This window comes from Aurantiacibacter hainanensis (assembly GCF_036321025.1).
GTDB classification, from domain to species: Bacteria; Pseudomonadota; Alphaproteobacteria; order Sphingomonadales; family Sphingomonadaceae; genus Alteraurantiacibacter; species Alteraurantiacibacter hainanensis.
In genome coordinates this window covers 1,027,904-1,047,492 of the sequence record NZ_JAZAPB010000001.1, presented here as the reverse complement: position 1 = coordinate 1,047,492, position 19,589 = coordinate 1,027,904, and the positions used below count along the sequence as shown (strand labels likewise).

Here is a 19,589-nt window from a genome sequence, read left to right as displayed (position 1 = left end):
TCAGGCGTCCTCGAATTCCTCGGTATCGATCGTCGGCCGGATCGCGTCGTGGTAGCGATGGCCGTGCACCGTCGCGTGATTGACGATCTCGCCCGCCCTGGCGATGGCATCTGAGGGCACGTCGACATTGGCGGCCTGGAAGTTCTCTTCCATGTGCGCGATGCTGGTGGTGCCGGGAATGACATGGCAGTTGTCGCCCTGCTCCAGCACCCAGCGGTTGGCGAGCTGTGCGGGCGTCACGCCCACCTCTTTCGCCAGCGCCTCGAACTGCTCGATTACCTTCAGGTTCTTCGGCCAGTTGTCGGAATTGAACCGGGGCATCTTCGTGCGCAGGTCCTTGTCCTCCAGGGTGGAGGGGTCGCGCAGAACGCCGCCGAAGGCGCCGCGCCCGGTCGGGCTGAACGCCACGAGCGCAATGCCCAATTCCTTGCAGGTATCGAGCACGCCGAGTTCCACGTTGCGGGTCCACAGCGAATATTCGGGCTGCACGGCGGCAACGGGATGGACGGCATGCGCCTCGCGGATGTGCGCGGCATTCCATTCCGACACGCCATAGGCGCCGATCTTGCCCGCTTCCATCGCGCGCACCATGGCGCCCACGCTGTCAGCTACCGGCACCTTCGGATCGAAGCGGTGCATGTAGAACAGATCGATATGGTCGGTCTTCAGCCGGGCCAGGCTCTTGTCGAGATGCTCGGCGATGCTTTCCGGCGCGCAGGAGACGCCGCGCTTGGCGCCGTCCACTATGATGCCGCACTTGCTGGCGAGGAAGAAGTCCTTGCGGCGGTGCATCACTGCTTCGGCCAGCAGTTCCTCGTTGTCGCCGCCGCCGTAGATGTTGGCGGTGTCGAAGTGGTCGTAGCCGATGTCCAGTGCCCGGTTGAGGAGCTTCACCTTCTCCTCGTGCGGGGGCGGGGAGCCATAGGCCCACGACAGGTTCATGCAGCCCAGCCCCACGGGGTGGACGGCGCGGCCGGCTATTTCACGCTTCGCAAGTCCTGCCATTACGACCAGCCGTCCTGCTCTTCGAGGCTCTTCTGCAGCTTGCCGATGGTGCGGTAGCATTCGATGGTGTCGGCCACCGAGCTGTTCGGCTCTCGCCCTTCACGGATCGCGGAGATGAACTCGCGGTCCTGCAGTTCGATACCGTTGTCGCTCGGTACGTCGACGACGGAAAGGTCGATCGGCTCTTCGCGGCCGTTCACCAGGTCGTCGTAGCGGGCGATGTAGGTCGCGGTGTCGCCGATATAGCGGAAGAACGTGCCCAGCGGGCCATCGTTGTTGAACGACAGCGCCAGGGTCAGGATCTGGCCCTTGTCGGTCTTCATCTGGATCGACTGATCCATGGCGATGCCGAGGTCAGGGTGCTTTGGCCCCTGAAGGATGTTGGCGGCCACGATCTTGTTGCCGGTCATGTACTGGAAGATGTCGATGGTGTGGGCGGAGTGGTGCCACAGCAGGTGGTCGGTCCAGCTGCGCGGCTCGCCCTTGGCGTTCTTGTTCTCGCGGCGGAAGAAGAAGGTCTCCACGTCCATCGACTGGATCGTGAACTCGCCCGCGTCGATCTTGTTCTTCACGTACTGGTGCGAAGGATTGAAGCGGCGGGTATGGCCCACCATGCAGACGAGGCCGGTTTCCTGCTGCTTCTTCAGCACCGCCTCGCCATCGGCAAGATCGTCGCACAGCGGGATTTCCACCTCGACGTGCTTGCCTGCGTCCATCGCCTTGATCGCCTGGTCGGCGTGCATCTGCGTGGGAGTGCACAGGATCACGGCGTCGATGTCGTCGTTTTCCAGCATTTCCTCGTAATTGGTGGTCGCGTGGCCGATGCCGTATTTGTCGGCGAGGGCCTGCGTCTTGTCCTGAGTGCGGCCGACCAGGCTGACGACCTCGACACCATCGATGTTCTTGAGGCCGTCGAGATGCTTTTCTCCGAATGCGCCGCCACCGGCGAGTGCGATTTTCATGGGGGGTTCTCCTGTCGAGAATGGGTCTTGCGTGCTTGCCTAATCAAAGGGCGCCAGCGGCGATTGTTCCGCTGGCGCCGTCAGTGTCAGGTTCGGCGGTCAGGCGACATTGGCCAGGCTGCCGCCGCTCAGGACGCGCCGGGGTTCCAGCGGTTCGCCCGCCGTCTCTTCCGGCTGCAGGATCAGCGCGCCGAGCGCGGTGTTGGAGGCGGGGATGTGGTAGAAGTTGTAGAGATCCCTCACCTTGTCCGGCAGGGCGCCGCGCATGATGAGCCACATCACCAGCTCGATACCTTCGCTGCCTGCTTCGCGCAGGTATTCGATATGCGGCTTCTTGCTCAGCGCCTCGGGGTCGTTGATCAGCTGATCGATGAAGTCGAGATCGAATTCCTTGTTGATGAGGCCGGCCCGCGGTCCCTGCAGCTGGTGGCTCATGCCGCCCGTGCCCCACACGTGCACGTTGAGGTCTTCCGGGAAGCTTTCAACGGCGGCCCTGATGCTGTCGCCAAGGGCATAGCAGCGCGCGCCCGAGGGAGGCGGATAGGTGACGACGTTCACCGGGAAGGGGATGACCTTGCACGGCCATTCCTTCGGTTCGCCGAACATCATGGTGAGCGGAATGGTGCAGCCGTGGTCGACGTCCATGTCGTTCATGATGCACATGTCGAAATCGTCGAGGATCAGGCTCTGCGCGATATGCCAGGCGAGGTCGGGGTGACCGATCACGTCGGGCACCGGGCGCGGGCCCCAGCCTTCGTCGGCCGGCGTGAACTTTTCCGCACAGCCGATGGCGAAGGTGGGAATGATGTTCTGATCGAACGCCGAGGCGTGATCGTTGTACACCAGCACGATGACGTCGGGCATGTTTTCCGGCTTGGCGATCCAATCCTTGATCGGCTGGTAGCCCTTGAACACCGGGCCCCAGTAATCGTCGTTCGCCTTGCCGGTCTCGATCGCCGCGCCGAGTGCGGGAATGTGGCTGGAGGTGATTCCTGTGGTTACGCGGGCCATCTCAGTAGCCTCCCTTCTTCGAACGTTGGCCTTCGGGCGAGCGACCGCCTTCCAGCATCATCTTGGCATAGTCTTCCTGGCTCATCCCGGTCATCGAACCGGCGGCGAACTGGAAGCTCTTCTTGTCGGTGGAGAACAGCTTGGCGAGGTAGTAGATGTTGCCGCCGTGATCGATCATCGCGTTGTAGTCGCGATCCATCACCGCCTGCTTGGCTTCCTCGGAAATGTTCCACTCATCCAGATAGGCCTTCTCGTCGGCCAGGAAGCGTTCGCGGTTTTCCGCCTTCATCAGGCTCATGGCGAACTGGTTGAGGTGATAGCCCTTGCGCGCCCGCTGGGCGGTGAACACGCGCGTGCCGGGGATGTCCTCCATCTCGGCAAGGTATTCGTGGATGTTGATCCGTTCCTTCTTTTTCTCGGTCATGTCAGGCCTCCTCAGCATCTTTCCATTCGTATTCCAGCGGGGCCTCGCGAAAGGCGAAGCGATCGAGGTGACGCTCGATCACCCCGCGCATGTGTTCGTTGCGCTCCTGCTCCGCGGTGGTGAGGGTGATGGCGATGCCCGCAGGCTTGGCCGTCATCACGGCGCTTTCCACGTCGGAGAAGGGAAAGGCGCCCATGCCGTCGCCCTCGTCGTAGGTGGCCGCCATCTTGTGGCTCCAGTGCTTCACCAGCTGCTGGATATACCTCTCGGGATTCTCGCACTTTGCGAAACCCTGCGCGACGAAGGCCTGTTCGCTCACAGCCCGCGCTCCTTCAGCTGGGCGTCGAGTCGGGGATAGACCTTTCGCGCATTGCCCTCGAAAATCATGTGTTTTTCCTCGTCGGGGATATCCAGCGCATCAACATAGCGCTTGGTATCGTCGAAATAATGGCCGGTCTGCGGATCGATGCCGCGCACCGCCCCCACCATCTCGCTGCCGAAGAGGATATTCTTGTTCTCGATCACGTCGGCCAGCAGGTCGATGCCCGGCTGGTGGTAGACGCAGGTGTCGAAGAACACGTTGTTCATGATGTATTCGCTGAGCGCCGGCTTCTTCAGCATGTCCGCCAGGCCCCGGTAGCGGCCCCAGTGGAACGGCACCGCGCCGCCGCCGTGCGGGATGATCAGGCGCAGCTTGGGGAAACGGGCGAACAGGTCGCCTTCCATCAGCTGCATGAAGGCCACCGTGTCGGCGGCGAGGTAGAACCCGCCGGTCGCGTGCATGGCCGGGTTGCAGCTGCCCGAGACGTGGATCATGCCGGGCACGTCCAGCTCGCACATTTCCTCGTAGAGCGGGAACCAGTACTCGTCGGTCAGCGGCGGGTGCTCGAAGTGGCCGCCGCCCGGATCGGGGTTGAGGTTGCAGCCCACCATGTCCAGCTCGTTCACGCAGCGGCGCAGTTCATTCACGCTTGCGGCAAGGTCCGCCTTCGGGCTCTGCGGCAGCATGCACACGCCGGCAAAGGTGCCGGGAAACAGCTGGGTGACGCGGTAGATCAGGTTGTTGCAGTGCTGCGACCAGGTCTCGCTCACGCCCTGGTCACCCACGTGGTGGGCCATGCGGCTGGCGCGGGGGGAAAAGATGGTCAGGTCCGCCCCGCGCTCCTTGATCAGCTTGAGCTGATTGCTCTCGATCGTCTCGCGGATCTCGTCGTCCGTGATCTCCGGATAGGGTGGCGGCGTGCCGCCGTCCTTCCAGGCCTGCACCTGCTGCGAACGCCACTCGTCGTGCTGCGGCGGGGCAGTGGTGTAATGGCCGTGACAATCGATGATCAGCGTCATTGTCAGTTCTCTCCCTTGAAAGGCTCCGTCGCGCGAAGGGCCTGCAGTTTGTCGGCGAGGCCGCTCGGCACCGGCCTGAGTTCCAGACCGCCCAGCTGCGCATGCCAGGCCACGGTCTGGTCGCTCATCGCTGCTGAAACGCCCAGATCGCGCAACATTTCCGCCGCCTCGATCATTTCTGCCGCGCGGCGGCCGCCGTGCAGCAGCATCCGGTCGAGGTTATAGTTGGCGCGGTCGGCCCAGCTCTGCGGCTTCATGCTGGCATCGAGCGAGTCGAGCACCTCGTCCAGCACGCCCGCCTCGGTCGCGGCCAGCACCATCTCTGCGGTCAGCGCCTCGACGCCTTTCACCATGATCGAGCGGCACAGCTTGATCGCGCTGGCCTTGCCCACCTCGCGGCCCACGCCGCGCACGTCGGTGAAGCCTAGGGCGCGCAGCATGTCCACGGCCTGGTCCACCATCGGCCCGGATACCAGCAGTGGCACCGACAGCCCGACGTCGACCGGCGCCATGATGGCGACGTCGACATAGCGCACGTTGACGGCCTCGATCGCCTCGGCGGCCAGTTTCTTGGTCTTGGGCGCGACCGAGTTCATGTCGAACCAGAAGGCTTCTTGCGGCAGGTAGGGCGCATATTCGCGCGCGGCGTCCAGAGCGCGGTCCGCGGTGACGAGCGAGAGCACCGCCTCGCAGCTCGACAGGACGTCGTCGAAATGCTCGGCCGAGCCGACTCCGGCTTCGGCCATCGCCTCCCGCCGGGCGGGGAGCATGTCCCAACCTTTCGCGCCATCCCATTCCGCGGCGCGCGCAAAGGTCTCCCCGGCCTCCCCGAAGCCAATAATTGCCAATTTGGGCGGTTTCGTTTTCGAATCTTGTCCGGACATCGCTCTCGACGCGGCCTCCTATCAATTGTAAGTGTTACTTACAAGTTTGCCTGATGTCGCGACCCCTCCTTGACGAGGGACGGGTCGCGGGTTCACGCGGGGCAAAAGCATACCGAGAGGAGAATCGCCAGCTATGGGTGTCGTCGTCCAGAATATTGATCGTGCCGATCCGCAGACTGTAAGCGCGCTGGGGGCCTGCGGCGTCGCCACAGTGCACGAGGCGCAGGGCCGCACCGGCCTGCTCGCCAGCTACATGCGCCCGATCTATCCGGGAGCGCGCATCGGCGGCTCGGCCGTGACGATTTCGGTGCCGCCGGGCGACAACTACATGGTCCATGCCGCGATCGAGCAGTGCCGCGAGGGCGACGTGCTGGTAATCGCGCCGACGAGCCCGTGCGAGGACGGCTATTTCGGCGACCTGCTGGCGACCAGCGCCCAGGCGCGCGGCGTTAAGGGCCTCATCATCGACGCCGGTATCCGCGACGTGCGCGACCTGAAGGAAATGGATTTCCCCGTGTGGTCGAAGCGCGTTTTTGCGCAGGGCACCATCAAGGCGAGCCTTGGCAGCGTGAACGTCGACGTGGTGTGCGCGGGCGCCTTCATCCGCCCCGGCGACATCATCGTGGCCGACGACGACGGCGTGTGCGTGACGAAGCGCGAGGATGCAGAGGAAGTGCTGAAGAAGGCGCAGGCGCGCGAGGCCAACGAGGAAGAGAAGCGCAAGCGGCTGGAAAGCGGTGAGCTTGGTCTCGACATGTACGGCTTCCGCGACAAGCTGAAGGACATGGGGCTGAAGTGGGTCTGAGATCGACACGTGCTCGATGAGCAGGCCGAAACTCCATCTGCCGACCGTCCTTTCCACTGCATGCACCACCTATGTGGTGGGCATGGCACTGGCGCTGTTCCTGATATGGATCGCGGCGGAACTGCTGAATTGATCGACCGAGACTGAGGAAGGACCTCATGCAATGAACCAGGCACCGGTCATGTGGATGCGCGGGGGCACGTCGAAAGGCGGCTATTTCCTCGCCTCCGATCTCCCCGCCGAAGAGAACGAGCGCGCCCAGTTCCTGCTGGGCGTGATGGGCAGTCCCGATCCGCGCCAGATCGACGGCATGGGCGGGGCGGACCCGCTTACCAGCAAGGTGGCGGTCGTGAAGAAGTCGGAGCGCGATGGCTGCGACGTCGATTACCTGTTCCTGCAGGTCTTCGTGGACCAGGCCATCGTCTCCGACGCGCAGAACTGCGGCAATATCCTTGCAGGCGTCGGCCCCTTCGCCATCGAGCGCGGGCTGGTCGAAGCGACCACGGACGTGACCGACGTCACCATCTTCATGGAGAACACCGGACAGACCGCCGTCGCCAGCGTGCAGACGCCTGCGGACGAGATCGGCCGCCGGCACGTCAATTACTACGGCGATGCGAAGATCGACGGCGTGCCCGGCAGCCATGCGCCGATCCCGGTCGAATTCCGCGATACGGCGGGCTCTAGCTGCGGCGCTCTCCTGCCCACCGGCAACGCGGTGGACGAGATCGAGGGCGTGCGCTGCACGCTGATCGACAACGGCATGCCCTGCATCGTCTTCAAGGCGGAGGACGTCGGCGCAACCGGCTACGAGACGCGCGAGGAGCTGGAGGCCGATGCCTTCAAGCCGATCCGCGAAAAGATCGAGGCGATCCGGCTGGCGGCCGGCAAGATGATGAACCTAGGCGACGTGAAAGAGAAGTCTGTGCCCAAGATGACACTGGTCGCCCCGCCGAAGCATGGCGGCGCCGTCACCACCCGCGTCTTCATACCCCACCGCGCCCACGCCAGCATCGGCGTGCTGGGCGCTGTCACGGCGGCGACAGCCTGCCTCGTGGAAGGATCGCCCGCTGCCGAAGTGGCCGACATCCCCGATGGACGGAAAAAGACGCTGAGCATCGAACATCCAAGCGGCGAGACGACCTGCGTCATGAAGGTCGACGAGAATGGCGACGTCACCAGCGCCGCGTTGCTGCGCACCGCAAGAAAACTGATGGACGGGACAGTCTATGTCTGATCGCATTACCTCGTGGCATCCCAGCCCGTCGAAGCCTGCCTATACCCCGCCGCCCGGCGCGGTTGACGCGCACTGCCACGTGTTCGGGCCGATGGCGCAGTTCCCCTTCAGTGCGAAGGCGAAGTACATTCCCGAGGACGCGGGGCCGGAAATGCTCTTCGCTCTGCGCGATCACCTGGGCTTTTCGCGAAACGTGATCGTCCAGGCCAGCTGTCACGGCACCGACAACGCCGCCACGCTGAACGCCATCGCCAAGGCCGAGGGCAAGGCGCGCGGGGTGGCCGTGGTCGATCCCGACATTTCGCGCGAGGAGCTGGACGCCCTCCACGATGGCGGCATCCGTGCCGTGCGGTTCAATTTCCTGAAGCGGCTGGTGGACAACGCCCCCAAGGACAAGTTCCTGGCCGTCGCCAACCGCCTGCCGCGCGACTGGCACGTGGTAATCTATTTCGAGGCCGACATCCTCGAGCAGATGGAATCCTTCGTGCAGGAAATTCCGGTGCCGGTGGTGATCGACCACATGGGGCGCCCCGACGTGACGCAGGGGCCCGACGGGCCGGACATGCGCGCCTTCCGCGACCTGCTCGACAGTCGGGAGGACATCTGGTTCAAACCCACCTGCCCGGACCGGCTGGATGCGATCAAGGAAGGCGGACAGGGCGATCCGTGGGACAATTTCGCGACTGCCGTGGCGCCGCTGGTGGCGGACTATCCCGATCGCTGCATCTGGGGAACGGACTGGCCGCATCCCAACATGCAGGACGAAGTGCCCGATGACGGGCACCTGGTGGACATGATCCCGCGCATCGCCCCCTCCGCCGAACTGCAGCGCAAGCTGCTGGTGGACAACCCCATGCGGCTCTACTGGGCAGACTAGCAAGCCGCCGGGGGGGTCAGCCCTTCTTGCGGAACACCATGATCGCCCAGCTCAGGCGACCCTCTGCAGCGCCGTTCACCCAGTGGCCGAGCCCTTCGGACATGCGTTCCACGAATTCGTCGGAGAGACCCAGTTCGTCCTGCCGGGCCAGCATGTCCTCGCGCACGCGGCGATAGTGTGTGCCCAGTTGGTCGGTCATCTCGTCGATCTCGACCGTCTCGAACCCGCGCTGCTCCAGCTGTGACCTGTAGAAGCCGATGGAGGCGAGGTCGGGCAGGTGGATGCGGTCGTAGATGGGCTGCATGGCCTGCCTGTCCTGCAGGTCGTCGGCCTGCATGGGATCGGTGAAGACGAACAGCGCGCCAGGCTTCAGCACGCGGGCTACCTCGTCCAGCACTGCGCCGCGATCCGGCGCGTGCAGGATGGCGTCCTGGCTCCAGGCGACATCGAACTGCGCATCGCCTAGAGGCATGTCGTCGAAGCTGGCATCGATCACCTCGATGGCGTCGGCAAGGCCAGCTTCGGCGGTCAGCTTGCGATTGCGCTCGTTCTCCACCTGGGCGACGTTGAGGCAGGTCACGCGCGCATCGTATTCGCCGGCCAGCACGCGCGCCGCGCCACCGTATCCGGACCCCAGATCGAGCACGCGCTTGCCTGCCAGCGGGGCCAACTTCCCTGCCATGGCGTGAACCGTGCGCTGGCTCGCCTCGCGGATATCGTCGGTATCGTGATAGAGGCCGACGTGAATGTCCTCCCCGCCCCATACCTGGCTGTAGAAGCCGACGGCCTCGTCCGAATCGTAGTAGTCGCGTGCGGTGGCGACGCCCTGCGCCACATCATCCGTCATAGCTCTTCTCCGCGATGTGGATGAAGAAGTCGGGGTGGGTCTCGTCGCCTTCCTCCTGGAAGTCGCCGTAGGTGGTGATCTTGCGGAAGCCAGCCTCGTGCAGCAGGTCGCGCACGTACTTCTTGCGCAGGGGAAACATGTTCAGGTTGTGCGTGGACCCGTCGGGGAAGGTGTACTTGAACCGGGCCAGCCCCTCGTCGACGTATTCGGGTTCCGCCGTCACCTGGTCACCGCAGTAATAGTACTTGTGCTTGGTGGAGAAGCCGTCGTCCAGGATCGTGTCGTAGTTGCGCTGGTCCAGGATCAGGATGCCATCGTGCTTCAGCGCGGCATAGAATTCGGCAAGCGCTCGGCGTCGGTCGTCTTCATCGTGGATATGGGTGAAGCTGTTGCCGAGGCAGATGATCGCATCGTACTTGCCGTGAACGTCCTTGTTCAGCCAGCGCCAGTCGGCGTGGATGGTCTTGATCACGACATCGTTCTTCACGCCGTTGTCGAATGCCTTGGCCAGCATCTCAGCCGAACCGTCGGCGGACGACACGTCGAACCCGGCTTTCAACAGCTGCACGGAATGGAAGCCGGTGCCGGTGGCGACGTCGAGGACGGAGGTCTTTCCCCTCGCGCGCAGCATGTCGATGAAGAACTGGCCCTCGCTCTTCGCGCGCGAGTCCCAGTCTATCAGCTCGTCCCACTTGTCCACGAAACCGCGGATGTATTCCGAGGTATAGGTATCCGTATCGCGAACGGCGTTCGGATCTTCGCCGTAATCCTGCTTGTCGTGCGGAGCGAATACGCTGGGCGCGCTCCGTGCGCTGGAATCGCGTTCTGCCATCGGTTGATCCCCTCTCGATGCTAAATGCACGCTGCTGGCGGGCCATGGCGGGTCCATCCCCGATCCGGGCGTGCGCAGTGGGTCCGAAACGGACGGTCCGTTACAGTTATGACCCTGCAGAGACCCATGCGTTCCATAGAATTCTCGACGTTGCAACGGCCATCTCTTGGTCATGGCGGCGAAGTGGTTATAACCGGGGCAGAAAACAGTCTCGCTGCAGATTTCCCGCAGGCGGGCACGGCATGGAGAGAGACATGGCTGGTGAAGAGCGCAGGCTGGACCGCGCGCTGTGCGACTGGTTCGCCGACGACGAAATCCACGACACCACGATCGGCGGTCTGCTGCGCCAGCAGGCGGCCGACAACGGCGAAAAGGATGCCTTGCTCGAAGGCCTGCCCGACGGAACGGTCGGCAGGCGCTGGACCTATGCGGAATTGCTGGCGGACGCGGAACGGTTGGCGAAGGGCCTTGCCACTCGATTCCAGCCGGGAGAACGGGTGGCGGTATGGGCGCCCAACGTGCCCGAATGGGTGCTTGTGGAATATGCCGCGGCGCTGGCCGGGCTGACGCTGGTCACGGTCAATCCTTCCTACCAGAAACGCGAACTTGCCTACGTGCTGGAGCAGAGCACCTCGGCCGCGCTTTTCCTCGTGCGGGAATTCCGCGGCAACCCGATGGCGACCATCGCGGCGGAGGTCGCGGACGACCTGCCCGCGCTGCGCGAGATCGTGGACCTGCACGACGAGGCGGCGCTGTTCACCGACCCCTCGGGCTCGCTGCCCGATGTCGATACACACGATCCGGCCCAGATCCAGTACACCAGCGGCACCACGGGCTTTCCCAAGGGCGTGGTCCTGTCGCACCGCAACCTGACCAACAACGCGCGCCTGTTCATCGAGGTGGGCGACCTGCCGCGCGGCCTCGGCACCATCGGCCTCACCCCGCTGTTCCACACCATGGGCTGTTCGATGGGCGTGCTGGGTGCACTGCAATCGGCGGGAGCCTACTGTCCGCTGCTGGCCTTCGATCCCGGTGCCGCGCTTGATATCATCGAGGCGGAGAAGATCAGCTGGACGATCTGCGTGCCAACCATGGCAGTGGCGATGGTGGCGGCACAGAAGGCGAAGCCGCGCGACCTATCCTCGCTCCAGCGCATCGGCATGGGCGGGGCCATGGTCGCCCCCGAACTGGCGCGCAACGTGCGCGACGTGCTGGGCGCCGATACGCTGGTCGCCTATGGCCAGACCGAGAGCAGCCCGCTTATCACCAGCGGCCGCCCGGACGACGATTTCGAAAAGATCATCACCACCATCGGCCAGCCGGCTCTCGGCTGCGAGGTCGGCATCTTCAACCCCGAGACGAACGAGGTCGTGGCCTGCGGCGAGGTGGGCGAAATACGCTGCCGTTCGGCCTCCACCATGCTCGGCTACAACGACGATCCCGAAGCGACTGCCGCCGCCGTTGACGGCGAGGGCTGGCTGCACACCGGCGACCTCGGGGCGATGGACGATCAGGGCTATGTGAAGATCACCGGCCGGGTGAAGGAGATGATCATCCGCGGCGGCGAGAACCTGTTCCCGGCGGAGATCGAGAACGTGTTGCTGGAACACCCCGACGTCGCCGAATGTGCCGTCGTCGGCGTGCCCGACGACGTGCTGGGCGAAGCGGTGGCCGCGTTCGTGCGGGTGGATGAGGGCGCGACGTTCGATCCCGATTCCCTGCGCGCCCATTGCCGCTCGCAGATCAGCCCGCAGAAATGCCCCGCGCACTGGCAGCAGGTGAGCGAATGGCCGCTGACCGGCTCGGGCAAGATTCGCAAGTTCAAGCTGCGCGACCAGTGGGTGGAGGAGCGGGCAGGTAAGGCAGGCGCCGTCTAGCGCCGGTGCTTGTCGCGGCGCTTCCTGCTGCGCCAGAACCAGCCGCCGCCCACAAGGCCGAATGCTCCGAGCAGCGACAGCGCACCGACCCAGGCAATCGCCACGCCCAGCGCGCCGGTGATCGCCATCACGAAGTGGACAAAGAATTCAACAACAGAGCGCACCTGCCAGAAGCGGCTGGCGGGCGGGCCGGTTCCCCCGGCCGTCGCAGATCGGCTAAGGGAACTGCATGAGCATACTTTGCGTCGGCCGCGCCACTTTCGATCTCGGCTATTCCTGTCCCACATTCCCCGTGGAAGACGGCAAGCTTTCGGCAACGCAGTTCTGGGCCGGGGCGGGCGGGTCCGCCCTGAACGGAGCGGTAACTGCGCAGGCGCTCGGCAGCGCAGTGCGGCTGTTCGCCCTGCTGGGCGCGGGCCCATTCGCCGACGCCGTGCGCGGCGAGCTCGATCATTACCGCGTGCCTGTTGAGGATTTTGCCGATCCGGAGGCCCAGGTGCTTCCCGTTTCCAGCATCATCGTCGTGCCCGATGGCGGCACGCGCACGATCGTCGATCAGCAGCCCCCGCAGGCGGTAGCCCGCGCGGTGCCCGGTCCATCCTGCCTCGAAGGTGTGGATGTGCTCTACTGCGATGGCTTCCTGCCCGAGATCGCCGTTCCGCTGGCGCAGGCAGCGCGTGAGCGCGGCATCCCCGTGGTGCTGGACGGCGGATCGTGGAAACCGTGGACCGGCGACCTGATCGCCCATGTCGATCACGCCATCGTGTCGGAGCGGTTCCATCCGCCCGGACACGGCGACGCGGACATTCTCGAGGCGGTCCACGCGCTCGGCCCGTCGGTCGCGGCAATCACGCGCGGGCCGGGGCCGATTTCATGGAGTGCGGGCGGGGCGAAGGGAGAGGTGGCCGCGCCCAGCGTCGATGCCATCGACACGCTGGGCGCAGGCGACATATTCCACGGTGCCTATTGCCACTTCCTGGCGGCGGGCGAAGATGTGCCGACAGCATTGACCCGCGCCGCCGAGGTGGCTGCACGAAGCTGTCGCCACCTCGGCACGCGCAAGTGGATCGCCGATCTGTAAGCCGCGCGGCTTACCCCTCCATCACCATCCGCACGAAGTCGACCGTCTGCCGCGTGGCGGCGGCGAACTCGGCCGCGGTCGCCTGGAAGCTGCCGAACTGCGCGAATTCGTGCGGCTTCATGCCTTCGAATTCGTAGGCCTGGCGGAAGGAGGGGAGCTTCATCAGCTTCTCCACGCTGGCCGGGTTCGCCTCGCGCTCGATTGCCTTGGGATCGAGCGGAGCGAGTTCATCCTCCACGTCCATCAGCTGTTTGATGTAGCTGGGCGGGCAGGTGTAGACCATGTCGCTGCCGGCAAAGTCCTCGATATGACGCGAGACGGTGTTGCCGTCCTTGTCCTTCTCCACGCGCATCGAGCATTGCAGCATCTTGCTGGGATGGTCGATGTCCTTGCCGTGCCAGTAGGCGCGCTTCAGCACGGCTTCCTCGCCATCACGGATTTCGTCCAGTGACAGTTCGATCCCGCGCTGCTTGGCCTGCGTCTTCCAGTCGCCCTTTTCGCCAAGGCGGCTGGACATGTGGGTGATGACGCTGCGCCACTTCGACAGGTCGACGCCCGCCGCCTTCGCGCGCTGCAGGCCCGCCGTCACCGCCGCGCGGCACACGCTGTACTGCGCCACGGCAAAGCTGGTGGTGTTGTTGGTGGAAATGCCGCGCGCGGTCAGTTCCTCCAGCACTTCGTACCCTTCCTTGGAGCCGGGCAGCTTGACCATCACGTTGTCGCCCTGCGCGGCGATCGACAGGCCCTGCTCCAGCATGGCCTCGCCATCGGTAACGAAGCGCGGATCGACCTGGCCCGAAAGCATGCCGTACTTGTAGCCCGATGCCTCGAACTTCGGGCGGATCGCGTCGGCGCCCAGCTTCACCAGGTGCAGGTACATCTTCCAGTATACCCCTTCGACGTCGAGCGAGGGATCGGACGCGGCGATATCCTTCACCAGCTTGCGCCAGCCTTCGGGGTCGAGCTGCACGGCCTGCAGCGACAGCGGCGGATTGGTGGTGACGCCGCGAAAGCCCATGTCTGCGGGGGCATCCGGCTTGTAGAACCGGGTAAGCTGAGCTTCCCACTCTTCCTTCTTGCCGTCGGGCGCGGCGGCCAGCGTTTCCTCTTTCCAGCTGGGATAGACCAGCGGTGAACTGTCCCACCAGATTTCCGCATCGGGATTAGTATCGGCTAGATTTTCGAGGACGTGCTTGGACATGGGACGGTTCTCCGATCTGTTTGCAGTGCGCCTTCGCACTGCCGGGCGGGGCTAGTCAAATACTGGCACCCATTGTGCGACGTTTTGTGACCTTTTGCCGTCTTGCAGCGCAAACCATGGCTTCTATCGTGCCTGCAAGATGACTTTGTCCGCCCGACTCGCCTGGCTCGCCACCTTCGCGGCGTTGTCTTTGCCCGCCGCCGCAGCAGCGCAGGACGAGCGCGATTCGCCGCCGAACGAAAGCGGCGAGGGCGAAAGCGGCGAGATCGTCGTGACCGGCACGCAGGAATCGGTCTCGGTCGGTCAGGTGCAACGCCAGGCACGTGATATTTCGGTCGGCAACGGCGGAGTTCTGGAAGCGCCGCTCGCCCGTTTCGAGGATCGGCTGTGCCCCGGCGTGGTAGGGCTGGAGGAGGATTTCGCCTTCGCCCTCAACGCGCGTATCCGCGCCAACGCGGACAGGCTGGGCATCCGCCTGCTGGATGACGATTGCCGCCCCAATTTCGTGATCATGTTCGCCGAGGATGGCGAGGCGGTGTTCCGCCAGCTGATGGAGGAAAGCCCGGAATACTTCCGCTTTCTCGACAGCGGGCAGAAGAACGACATCCTGGAGCCCGGACCGGTGCACGTGTGGACCAACGTGGAGCCGCGCACGCTGACCGGCATGCCGATCGCCCAGGTGCGCAACCTGGCCGCGCCGCCCAGCACCGGGTCCTTCGGCGCGCATACCCGCATCTACACCACCATCCGCAACGACATCTCGAGCGTGATGATCACTTTCGATCGCGCTGCCGTTGCCGGCATGTCGCTGCGCCAGCTGGCGGACTATGCCACCATGCGCGGCCTGGCGCAGACGCGCGCACCGCGCGACACGGTAATGGATTCGATCCTCTCGCTGTTCGACAGCGACACGCCCCCGGTGGGAATGACCGAATTCGACGAAGCCTACCTGCGTTCGCTCTACGACGGCATTCCCAACCTGCCGGCCTACCGCAAGATCAGCGGCACCGCGCGCCAGCTGCGCCTGATGGCAGAGGAGGACGCCGAAGCCGCTGCGCGCGCGGCGGGCGAATAGATGCTATAAGCAAGGACCGAAGGAGTCGCTTTGCATGTTCGACATCGCTCGCAAGACCCTGATCGCCGCCGCTGTGTCGGCCCTCGCTGTGGCTATGCCCGCCCAGGCGGACGGCATCATCGAGGAACCGCTTCCGCGGTTCGAGGACCGGCTATGCCCCGGCATCCTTGGCCTCGAACAGGAATATGCCGAACTGGTGGTCACGCGCCTGCGCATGAATGCGGAGCGCTTCGGCCTGCGCCTTGCGGAAGAAGGGGACTGCGATCCCAACCTCGTGGTGGCCATCGTCGATGACAGCCAGGCCTATCTTGCGGACCTTGTTCAGCGGCGCGGCTACCTGTTCCGCGACATGGATCCGGCCGACCGGGCGGACATGCTGGCCGAGGCAGGGCCCTTCGGCGTCTGGCATCAGGTTGCGCCGCGTACCCGCGACGGCATTCGCGTGGGGCGGAACGAGAACCTGGTCACTCCGCCCGAGGCCGGCATGTGGCAGGCCCATTCGCGCATCTACCGACCCGTCCGCCACGACATTACCTATGCGCTGGTGCTTATGGACAAGGAAAGCGTGCAGGGCCTCACCCTGCGTCAGATCGCCGACTTCGCCACGCTGCGCGCGCTGGCGACCGAATACCCGGACGAGGCGAACGAGCGCGAGGGGACGATGCTCAACCTCTTCGCGGCGCAGGACCAGCAGCCGGAAGAGCTGAGCGACTTCGACGCGGCCTGGCTAAGTCGCCTGTACGAAGGCATTCCGAACCTGCCCGCATCCACCCGCCTTCGCGGCGTCGAAGTGGCGGAGAACGACTAGCCGGGGGCGAGCGACGGGCCCTGTGTCAGGCCCGCTTTTCGCTGAACCGACCGTGCTTGCGGTAGCGAACCATCCACCTGTCGAGGAATAGCGACAGTGGCTTCGGACTGATGCCCAGCTTGGCCAGGCCGGGCGTGCCCTTGCTCGCCACGCTGCCTTCCTTGAGCATGGCCAGCTGATCCGAATTGATCGGCGTCAGCGGCATGCTGGCAAAGATGCTCGCGATGGAATCGGGCATGGCGAAGAACCTGCGTTCGCGGCCCTGACCGTCCGCGATCATATGGTGGATCTGCATCATGGTGAGCTTCTCCGGGCCTGCCGCCTCGTAGGTCTTGCCGCCATGAGAAGCCGGGTCTTCCAGCGCGGCGGCGACGCCGGCGGCGACATCGTCCACCCACACGACCTGGAATTCGCTGTCGGCCCCGAACACCGGCATGATCGGCATCATCTGCACCATGTCGGCGAACATGGGGACGAGACCGTCCTCCTCCCCGAACACGACCGAGGGGCGGATCACCGTGGCCTTCGGAAAGGCGTCCAGCACCTGTCGTTCGCCATCGCCCTTGGTCCGGTAGTATCCGGTGCTGGCTTCGGGATCGGCGCCGATGGCGGAGATGTAGACGAAGCCCGTCGCCCCTGTCTTCGCGGCGGCGCGCGCGGCGTGGCCGGCGGCGTCGGCCTGCAATTTCTGCTGGTTCCCCTCGAACGTGCCGATCAGGTAGACCACCGCGTCCGACCCTTCGACGCAGGCCTCTATGCTGCGCTCGTCCATGGCGTTGCAGCGGGCGAACTGCAGCTGCCCCAGGTTGGCCAGCGGCTTCAGCTTGAATGCCTTCTCGGGCTCGCGCGCGGCGATACGCACGCGCGCGCCGCGCTCCAGCAGGTCCTGCGCCACGTGACTGCCGATGAAGCCGTTGCCGCCGATCAGGGTAACCAGCTTGCCGTCGAGCGGGGAAGTGCGTGCCATGTGCGCCATGATCCTTAGCGAAAGGGATGTTTCGAACGCGGTGCCCTTAGCCCGAAACGCGCGCGGCCTTCAATGCCTCCCTAGGTCGATTGTCGGGCCATCGTCGCGCCGCGCCTGGGGGATGGACGATGCCGGCGCCGGTGCTCGTCCCCGGCGGAGAACTTTTTACAGCACAGCGCGATACGACTCGTTGACAGCCCGCCTCACCTGTCCTATCGGCCCGCCCCTACCCGGCGACAGCGGCACGACCGCACGACGCCAAGGGTGCCCAGATGGCGGAATTGGTAGACGCGCCGTCTTCAGGTGGCGGTGGGGGCAACCCCGTGGAGGTTCGAGTCCTCTTCTGGGCACCAACAATCTCGCAGATGGCGGAAATCTGCGGAAATCCCTGAAATCCATTGCTTTCGGACGCTTCGCAGCACAAAGAGGCGGTGCAAAACGCCTCGCGTCGGAGGCGTTATTCGTGGGTATCATGACCAAGCATATCGAGCGGGATAAGCGGACTGGTCGCTTGTCTTATCGTCGCGTGTTCCCAGCCGAGCTGCGGCCATTCGTGCCCTCCCGGGAGGTGAAACGGTCGCTCAAGGCCAAGACTTTGTCCGACCCAGAAGCGCAGCGCCGCTTCAGCGAGGCGGAGGCAGAGTATGAACGGCTGGAGCGATCTGCGCGAATAAAGGTCGAAGGTAAGCTTCCCGCGCTAGCGGAAGCGGACATACCATTCTTGGCGAAGACCCATGCTCATAGGCTCCAGGCTAGCCTTGTCGACACGCATTTTGACGAGAATGACGCACGGCGAGGGTGGTTGGCTGCCTCCGCGTGGCGCTACGCACCTCTTGGTTTCATGGACACGGCTGGGGCGGCGCTAGCCGGTCGAGAAGGACCGTGGTCGAACGCCGAAAGGTTGCGCGAGGCATTACCCGGACTTCGCGAACACTGGAGGCGACTGGTCGCGGACGGCGATAGACGCGGGGTGATTGAGGCAGAAGGAAACACAGTCGAAAATCTTCTTTGCGAGTATGGTCTGACCTTCGACACACGTTCGGATGAGTTTTTTCAGCTCTGCCGTGCTTTGCTGGCTCAAGACATGGCCTCCGCCACAAAATTGGCCCTGCTGCTCGACGAGGGCGCAGACGTCGAGGTGGAGGCCCAGCCGGAGCGTAACGAAGTCGCCGTTGCGAGGTCGACCCCCCAAAGACCTACCGCTTCCCTCTCGATGGACGCGCTTGCGGAAGACCTGTTAGCGCAGAAGGTCAATCCGGTCAGCCGTTCCACCCGTCAAATCTGGCAAACAGGGCTGCGCTTGTGGCGAGAAGTTCATGGCGACATTGGATGGAAGGAAATCACTCGAGCAGACGTCACTCGATGGCTTGATCTGGTAGCAGAAAGGCCGGCCAAATTAGATCGGCGTCAGTCGTCAATGCCGCTTCCCAAACTCGTCGAGCTTTATTCCGGTCGCAAAGATGTGCGGCGTTTGACCGGCAAAACTTTGCAGCAGCACTTGGGAGTGCTCTCTTCAATCTGGGGCAAAGCTCGTCGCAGAGGCCTAATTGAGCGCGATGACAATCCCTTCCGAGATTACGCCATCAACGTAGAAAAAAGAAGTGGCGGTAACGCACTGAGCAGAGACGAATTGCGAGCTATGTTTGCACTGCCGGTCTTCACTCAGCACGAACGCCCCAGCCGGGGTAGAGGAGAGGCTGCGTATTGGATACCGCTACTCGCGTTGTGCACCGGCGCGAGGCCGGGAGAAATCGCGCAGTTGGTCTGCGAAGATTTCTGGCAGGACAGCCGCGGCCAATGGATGATGAGATACACCGACGAAGGCGACCACCCAGTAATGGGACCGAGACGCCTCAAGACTTCCGAGCATGGTTCTGGTCAAAGGACCTTCCCAATCCCTCAGGCTCTCCTTGATCTTGGGTTTCCAGATTATCTCCGCTGGCTAGAAGATCAGGCAGAGCTGGCTCTTTTTCCGAAACTGACCCAAACGACGAAGGGCCTCTATGACGGCTGGGCGCGATGGTGGGGCGAGTATATTCGCGCACATGGCGTGATCGGCGAAGGCAAGCGCCAACTCAGAGAACTGCGTCATAATTTCCCTACGGTAGCTAGGAGCAGTGGTGTATCCTTCGAGGCTCTTGCTTACCTGATGGGGCACAAAACCATTGGGACGACTGGGAGATACGGCGACTTGTCGCCCCTTGGTGCGGAGATCGCAAAAATCTCCAACTTCGGGGTCGACCTTGCTTCAGTCAGGCGGTGGAAAGCGCCCTGTTCGTCTTGAAGAAGGATGATGGGAAGCTGCCTATCCAGCCAATCGTCTAGGTTATTCTCCCTCGCTCTGGGCTTGTCCTT

20 protein-coding genes and 1 tRNA gene are annotated in these 19,589 nt (G+C 64.0%); 9 read left to right on the top strand and 12 right to left on the bottom strand.

What is annotated here, in order from left to right; translation table 11 throughout:
* From AAA989_RS05225 to AAA989_RS05195, 7 genes are all read right to left on the bottom strand, one after another.
* Positions 1-1,005 (bottom strand): aldo/keto reductase, encoded by a 1,005-nt coding sequence (locus tag AAA989_RS05225; protein WP_338241639.1) that lies wholly within the window; start codon positions 1,003-1,005, stop codon positions 1-3.
* Positions 1,005-1,967 carry a Gfo/Idh/MocA family oxidoreductase gene (locus tag AAA989_RS05220; RefSeq protein ID WP_338241637.1) on the bottom strand — a complete coding sequence of 321 codons (963 nt, stop codon included), beginning with the start codon at positions 1,965-1,967 and terminating at the stop codon, positions 1,005-1,007. The genes AAA989_RS05225 and AAA989_RS05220 overlap by 1 nt, the downstream gene beginning before the upstream one ends.
* A gap of 99 nt (positions 1,968-2,066) precedes the next feature.
* Positions 2,067-2,978 (bottom strand): class III extradiol dioxygenase subunit beta, encoded by a 912-nt coding sequence (locus AAA989_RS05215; protein WP_338241636.1) that lies wholly within the window; start codon positions 2,976-2,978, stop codon positions 2,067-2,069.
* A 1-nt stretch (position 2,979) separates the two neighbouring features.
* Positions 2,980-3,402 (bottom strand): protocatechuate 4,5-dioxygenase subunit alpha, encoded by a 423-nt coding sequence (gene ligA, locus AAA989_RS05210; protein WP_338241634.1) that lies wholly within the window; start codon positions 3,400-3,402, stop codon positions 2,980-2,982.
* Between the two features lies 1 nt (position 3,403).
* Positions 3,404-3,721: a DUF2218 domain-containing protein gene (locus AAA989_RS05205; protein WP_338241633.1), complete on the bottom strand. Its 318-nt coding sequence runs from the start codon at positions 3,719-3,721 to the stop codon at positions 3,404-3,406.
* The gene (locus tag AAA989_RS05200; protein WP_338241630.1) at positions 3,718-4,743 is read right to left on the bottom strand and encodes an amidohydrolase family protein; all 1,026 of its coding nucleotides are present in this window, start codon (positions 4,741-4,743) and stop codon (positions 3,718-3,720) included. The genes AAA989_RS05205 and AAA989_RS05200 overlap by 4 nt, the downstream gene beginning before the upstream one ends.
* A gap of 2 nt (positions 4,744-4,745) precedes the next feature.
* The gene (locus tag AAA989_RS05195; RefSeq protein WP_338241629.1) at positions 4,746-5,591 is read right to left on the bottom strand and encodes an NAD(P)-dependent oxidoreductase; all 846 of its coding nucleotides are present in this window, start codon (positions 5,589-5,591) and stop codon (positions 4,746-4,748) included.
* A 169-nt stretch (positions 5,592-5,760) separates the two neighbouring features.
* On the opposite strand from AAA989_RS05195, the gene AAA989_RS05190 reads away from it, so the two are divergent.
* From AAA989_RS05190 to AAA989_RS05180, 3 genes are all read left to right on the top strand, one after another.
* Positions 5,761-6,432 (top strand): 4-carboxy-4-hydroxy-2-oxoadipate aldolase/oxaloacetate decarboxylase, encoded by a 672-nt coding sequence (locus AAA989_RS05190; RefSeq protein WP_338241628.1) that lies wholly within the window; start codon positions 5,761-5,763, stop codon positions 6,430-6,432.
* A 163-nt stretch (positions 6,433-6,595) separates the two neighbouring features.
* Positions 6,596-7,669: a 4-oxalomesaconate tautomerase gene (locus AAA989_RS05185; RefSeq protein WP_338241627.1), complete on the top strand. Its 1,074-nt coding sequence runs from the start codon at positions 6,596-6,598 to the stop codon at positions 7,667-7,669.
* Positions 7,662-8,546 carry an amidohydrolase family protein gene (locus AAA989_RS05180; RefSeq protein ID WP_338241626.1) on the top strand — a complete coding sequence of 295 codons (885 nt, stop codon included), beginning with the start codon at positions 7,662-7,664 and terminating at the stop codon, positions 8,544-8,546. The genes AAA989_RS05185 and AAA989_RS05180 overlap by 8 nt, the downstream gene beginning before the upstream one ends.
* Before the next feature lie 16 nt (positions 8,547-8,562).
* Here AAA989_RS05180 and AAA989_RS05175 read toward each other — a convergent pair whose 3' ends face one another.
* Both AAA989_RS05175 and AAA989_RS05170 read right to left on the bottom strand, forming a co-directional pair.
* Positions 8,563-9,393, bottom strand: coding sequence for an SAM-dependent methyltransferase (locus AAA989_RS05175; protein WP_338241624.1), 831 nt, complete (start codon positions 9,391-9,393; stop codon positions 8,563-8,565).
* On the bottom strand, positions 9,383-10,225 hold the full coding sequence (locus AAA989_RS05170; protein WP_338241623.1) for a glycine/sarcosine N-methyltransferase: 843 nt from the start codon (positions 10,223-10,225) through the stop codon (positions 9,383-9,385). The genes AAA989_RS05175 and AAA989_RS05170 overlap by 11 nt, the downstream gene beginning before the upstream one ends.
* A gap of 254 nt (positions 10,226-10,479) precedes the next feature.
* On the opposite strand from AAA989_RS05170, the gene AAA989_RS05165 reads away from it, so the two are divergent.
* Positions 10,480-12,102 (top strand): AMP-binding protein, encoded by a 1,623-nt coding sequence (locus tag AAA989_RS05165; protein WP_338241622.1) that lies wholly within the window; start codon positions 10,480-10,482, stop codon positions 12,100-12,102.
* On the opposite strand, the gene AAA989_RS05160 is transcribed toward AAA989_RS05165, so the two are convergent.
* Complete coding sequence (locus tag AAA989_RS05160; protein ID WP_338241621.1) at positions 12,099-12,233, bottom strand: hypothetical protein; 135 nt, start codon at positions 12,231-12,233, stop codon at positions 12,099-12,101. The genes AAA989_RS05165 and AAA989_RS05160 overlap by 4 nt on opposite strands.
* A gap of 98 nt (positions 12,234-12,331) precedes the next feature.
* Between AAA989_RS05160 and AAA989_RS05155 the strand changes: the two genes are divergently transcribed.
* A complete protein-coding gene (locus tag AAA989_RS05155; RefSeq protein ID WP_338241619.1) occupies positions 12,332-13,183 on the top strand; it encodes a PfkB family carbohydrate kinase in 852 nt (283 codons plus the stop codon).
* Between the two features lie 10 nt (positions 13,184-13,193).
* Here the strand turns inward: AAA989_RS05155 and AAA989_RS05150 are convergent, their stop codons facing one another.
* Positions 13,194-14,384, bottom strand: coding sequence for a transaldolase family protein (locus AAA989_RS05150; protein WP_338241618.1), 1,191 nt, complete (start codon positions 14,382-14,384; stop codon positions 13,194-13,196).
* A 139-nt stretch (positions 14,385-14,523) separates the two neighbouring features.
* Between AAA989_RS05150 and AAA989_RS05145 the strand changes: the two genes are divergently transcribed.
* Both AAA989_RS05145 and AAA989_RS05140 read left to right on the top strand, forming a co-directional pair.
* Positions 14,524-15,459, top strand: coding sequence for a hypothetical protein (locus AAA989_RS05145; RefSeq protein ID WP_338241617.1), 936 nt, complete (start codon positions 14,524-14,526; stop codon positions 15,457-15,459).
* Positions 15,460-15,493: 34 nt separating this feature from the next.
* On the top strand, positions 15,494-16,267 hold the full coding sequence (locus AAA989_RS05140) for a hypothetical protein (RefSeq protein ID WP_338241616.1): 774 nt from the start codon (positions 15,494-15,496) through the stop codon (positions 16,265-16,267).
* 25 nt (positions 16,268-16,292) lie between these two features.
* Here the strand turns inward: AAA989_RS05140 and AAA989_RS05135 are convergent, their stop codons facing one another.
* On the bottom strand, positions 16,293-17,234 hold the full coding sequence (locus AAA989_RS05135; protein WP_338241614.1) for a complex I NDUFA9 subunit family protein: 942 nt from the start codon (positions 17,232-17,234) through the stop codon (positions 16,293-16,295).
* A gap of 266 nt (positions 17,235-17,500) precedes the next feature.
* Here AAA989_RS05135 and AAA989_RS05130 point away from each other — a divergent pair.
* Positions 17,501-17,587: transfer RNA gene (locus AAA989_RS05130), tRNA-Leu, on the top strand.
* Positions 17,588-17,697: 110 nt separating this feature from the next.
* Positions 17,698-19,518 carry a DUF6538 domain-containing protein gene (locus tag AAA989_RS05125; RefSeq protein WP_338241613.1) on the top strand — a complete coding sequence of 607 codons (1,821 nt, stop codon included), beginning with the start codon at positions 17,698-17,700 and terminating at the stop codon, positions 19,516-19,518.
* The last annotated feature ends 71 nt before the right edge of the window (positions 19,519-19,589 follow it).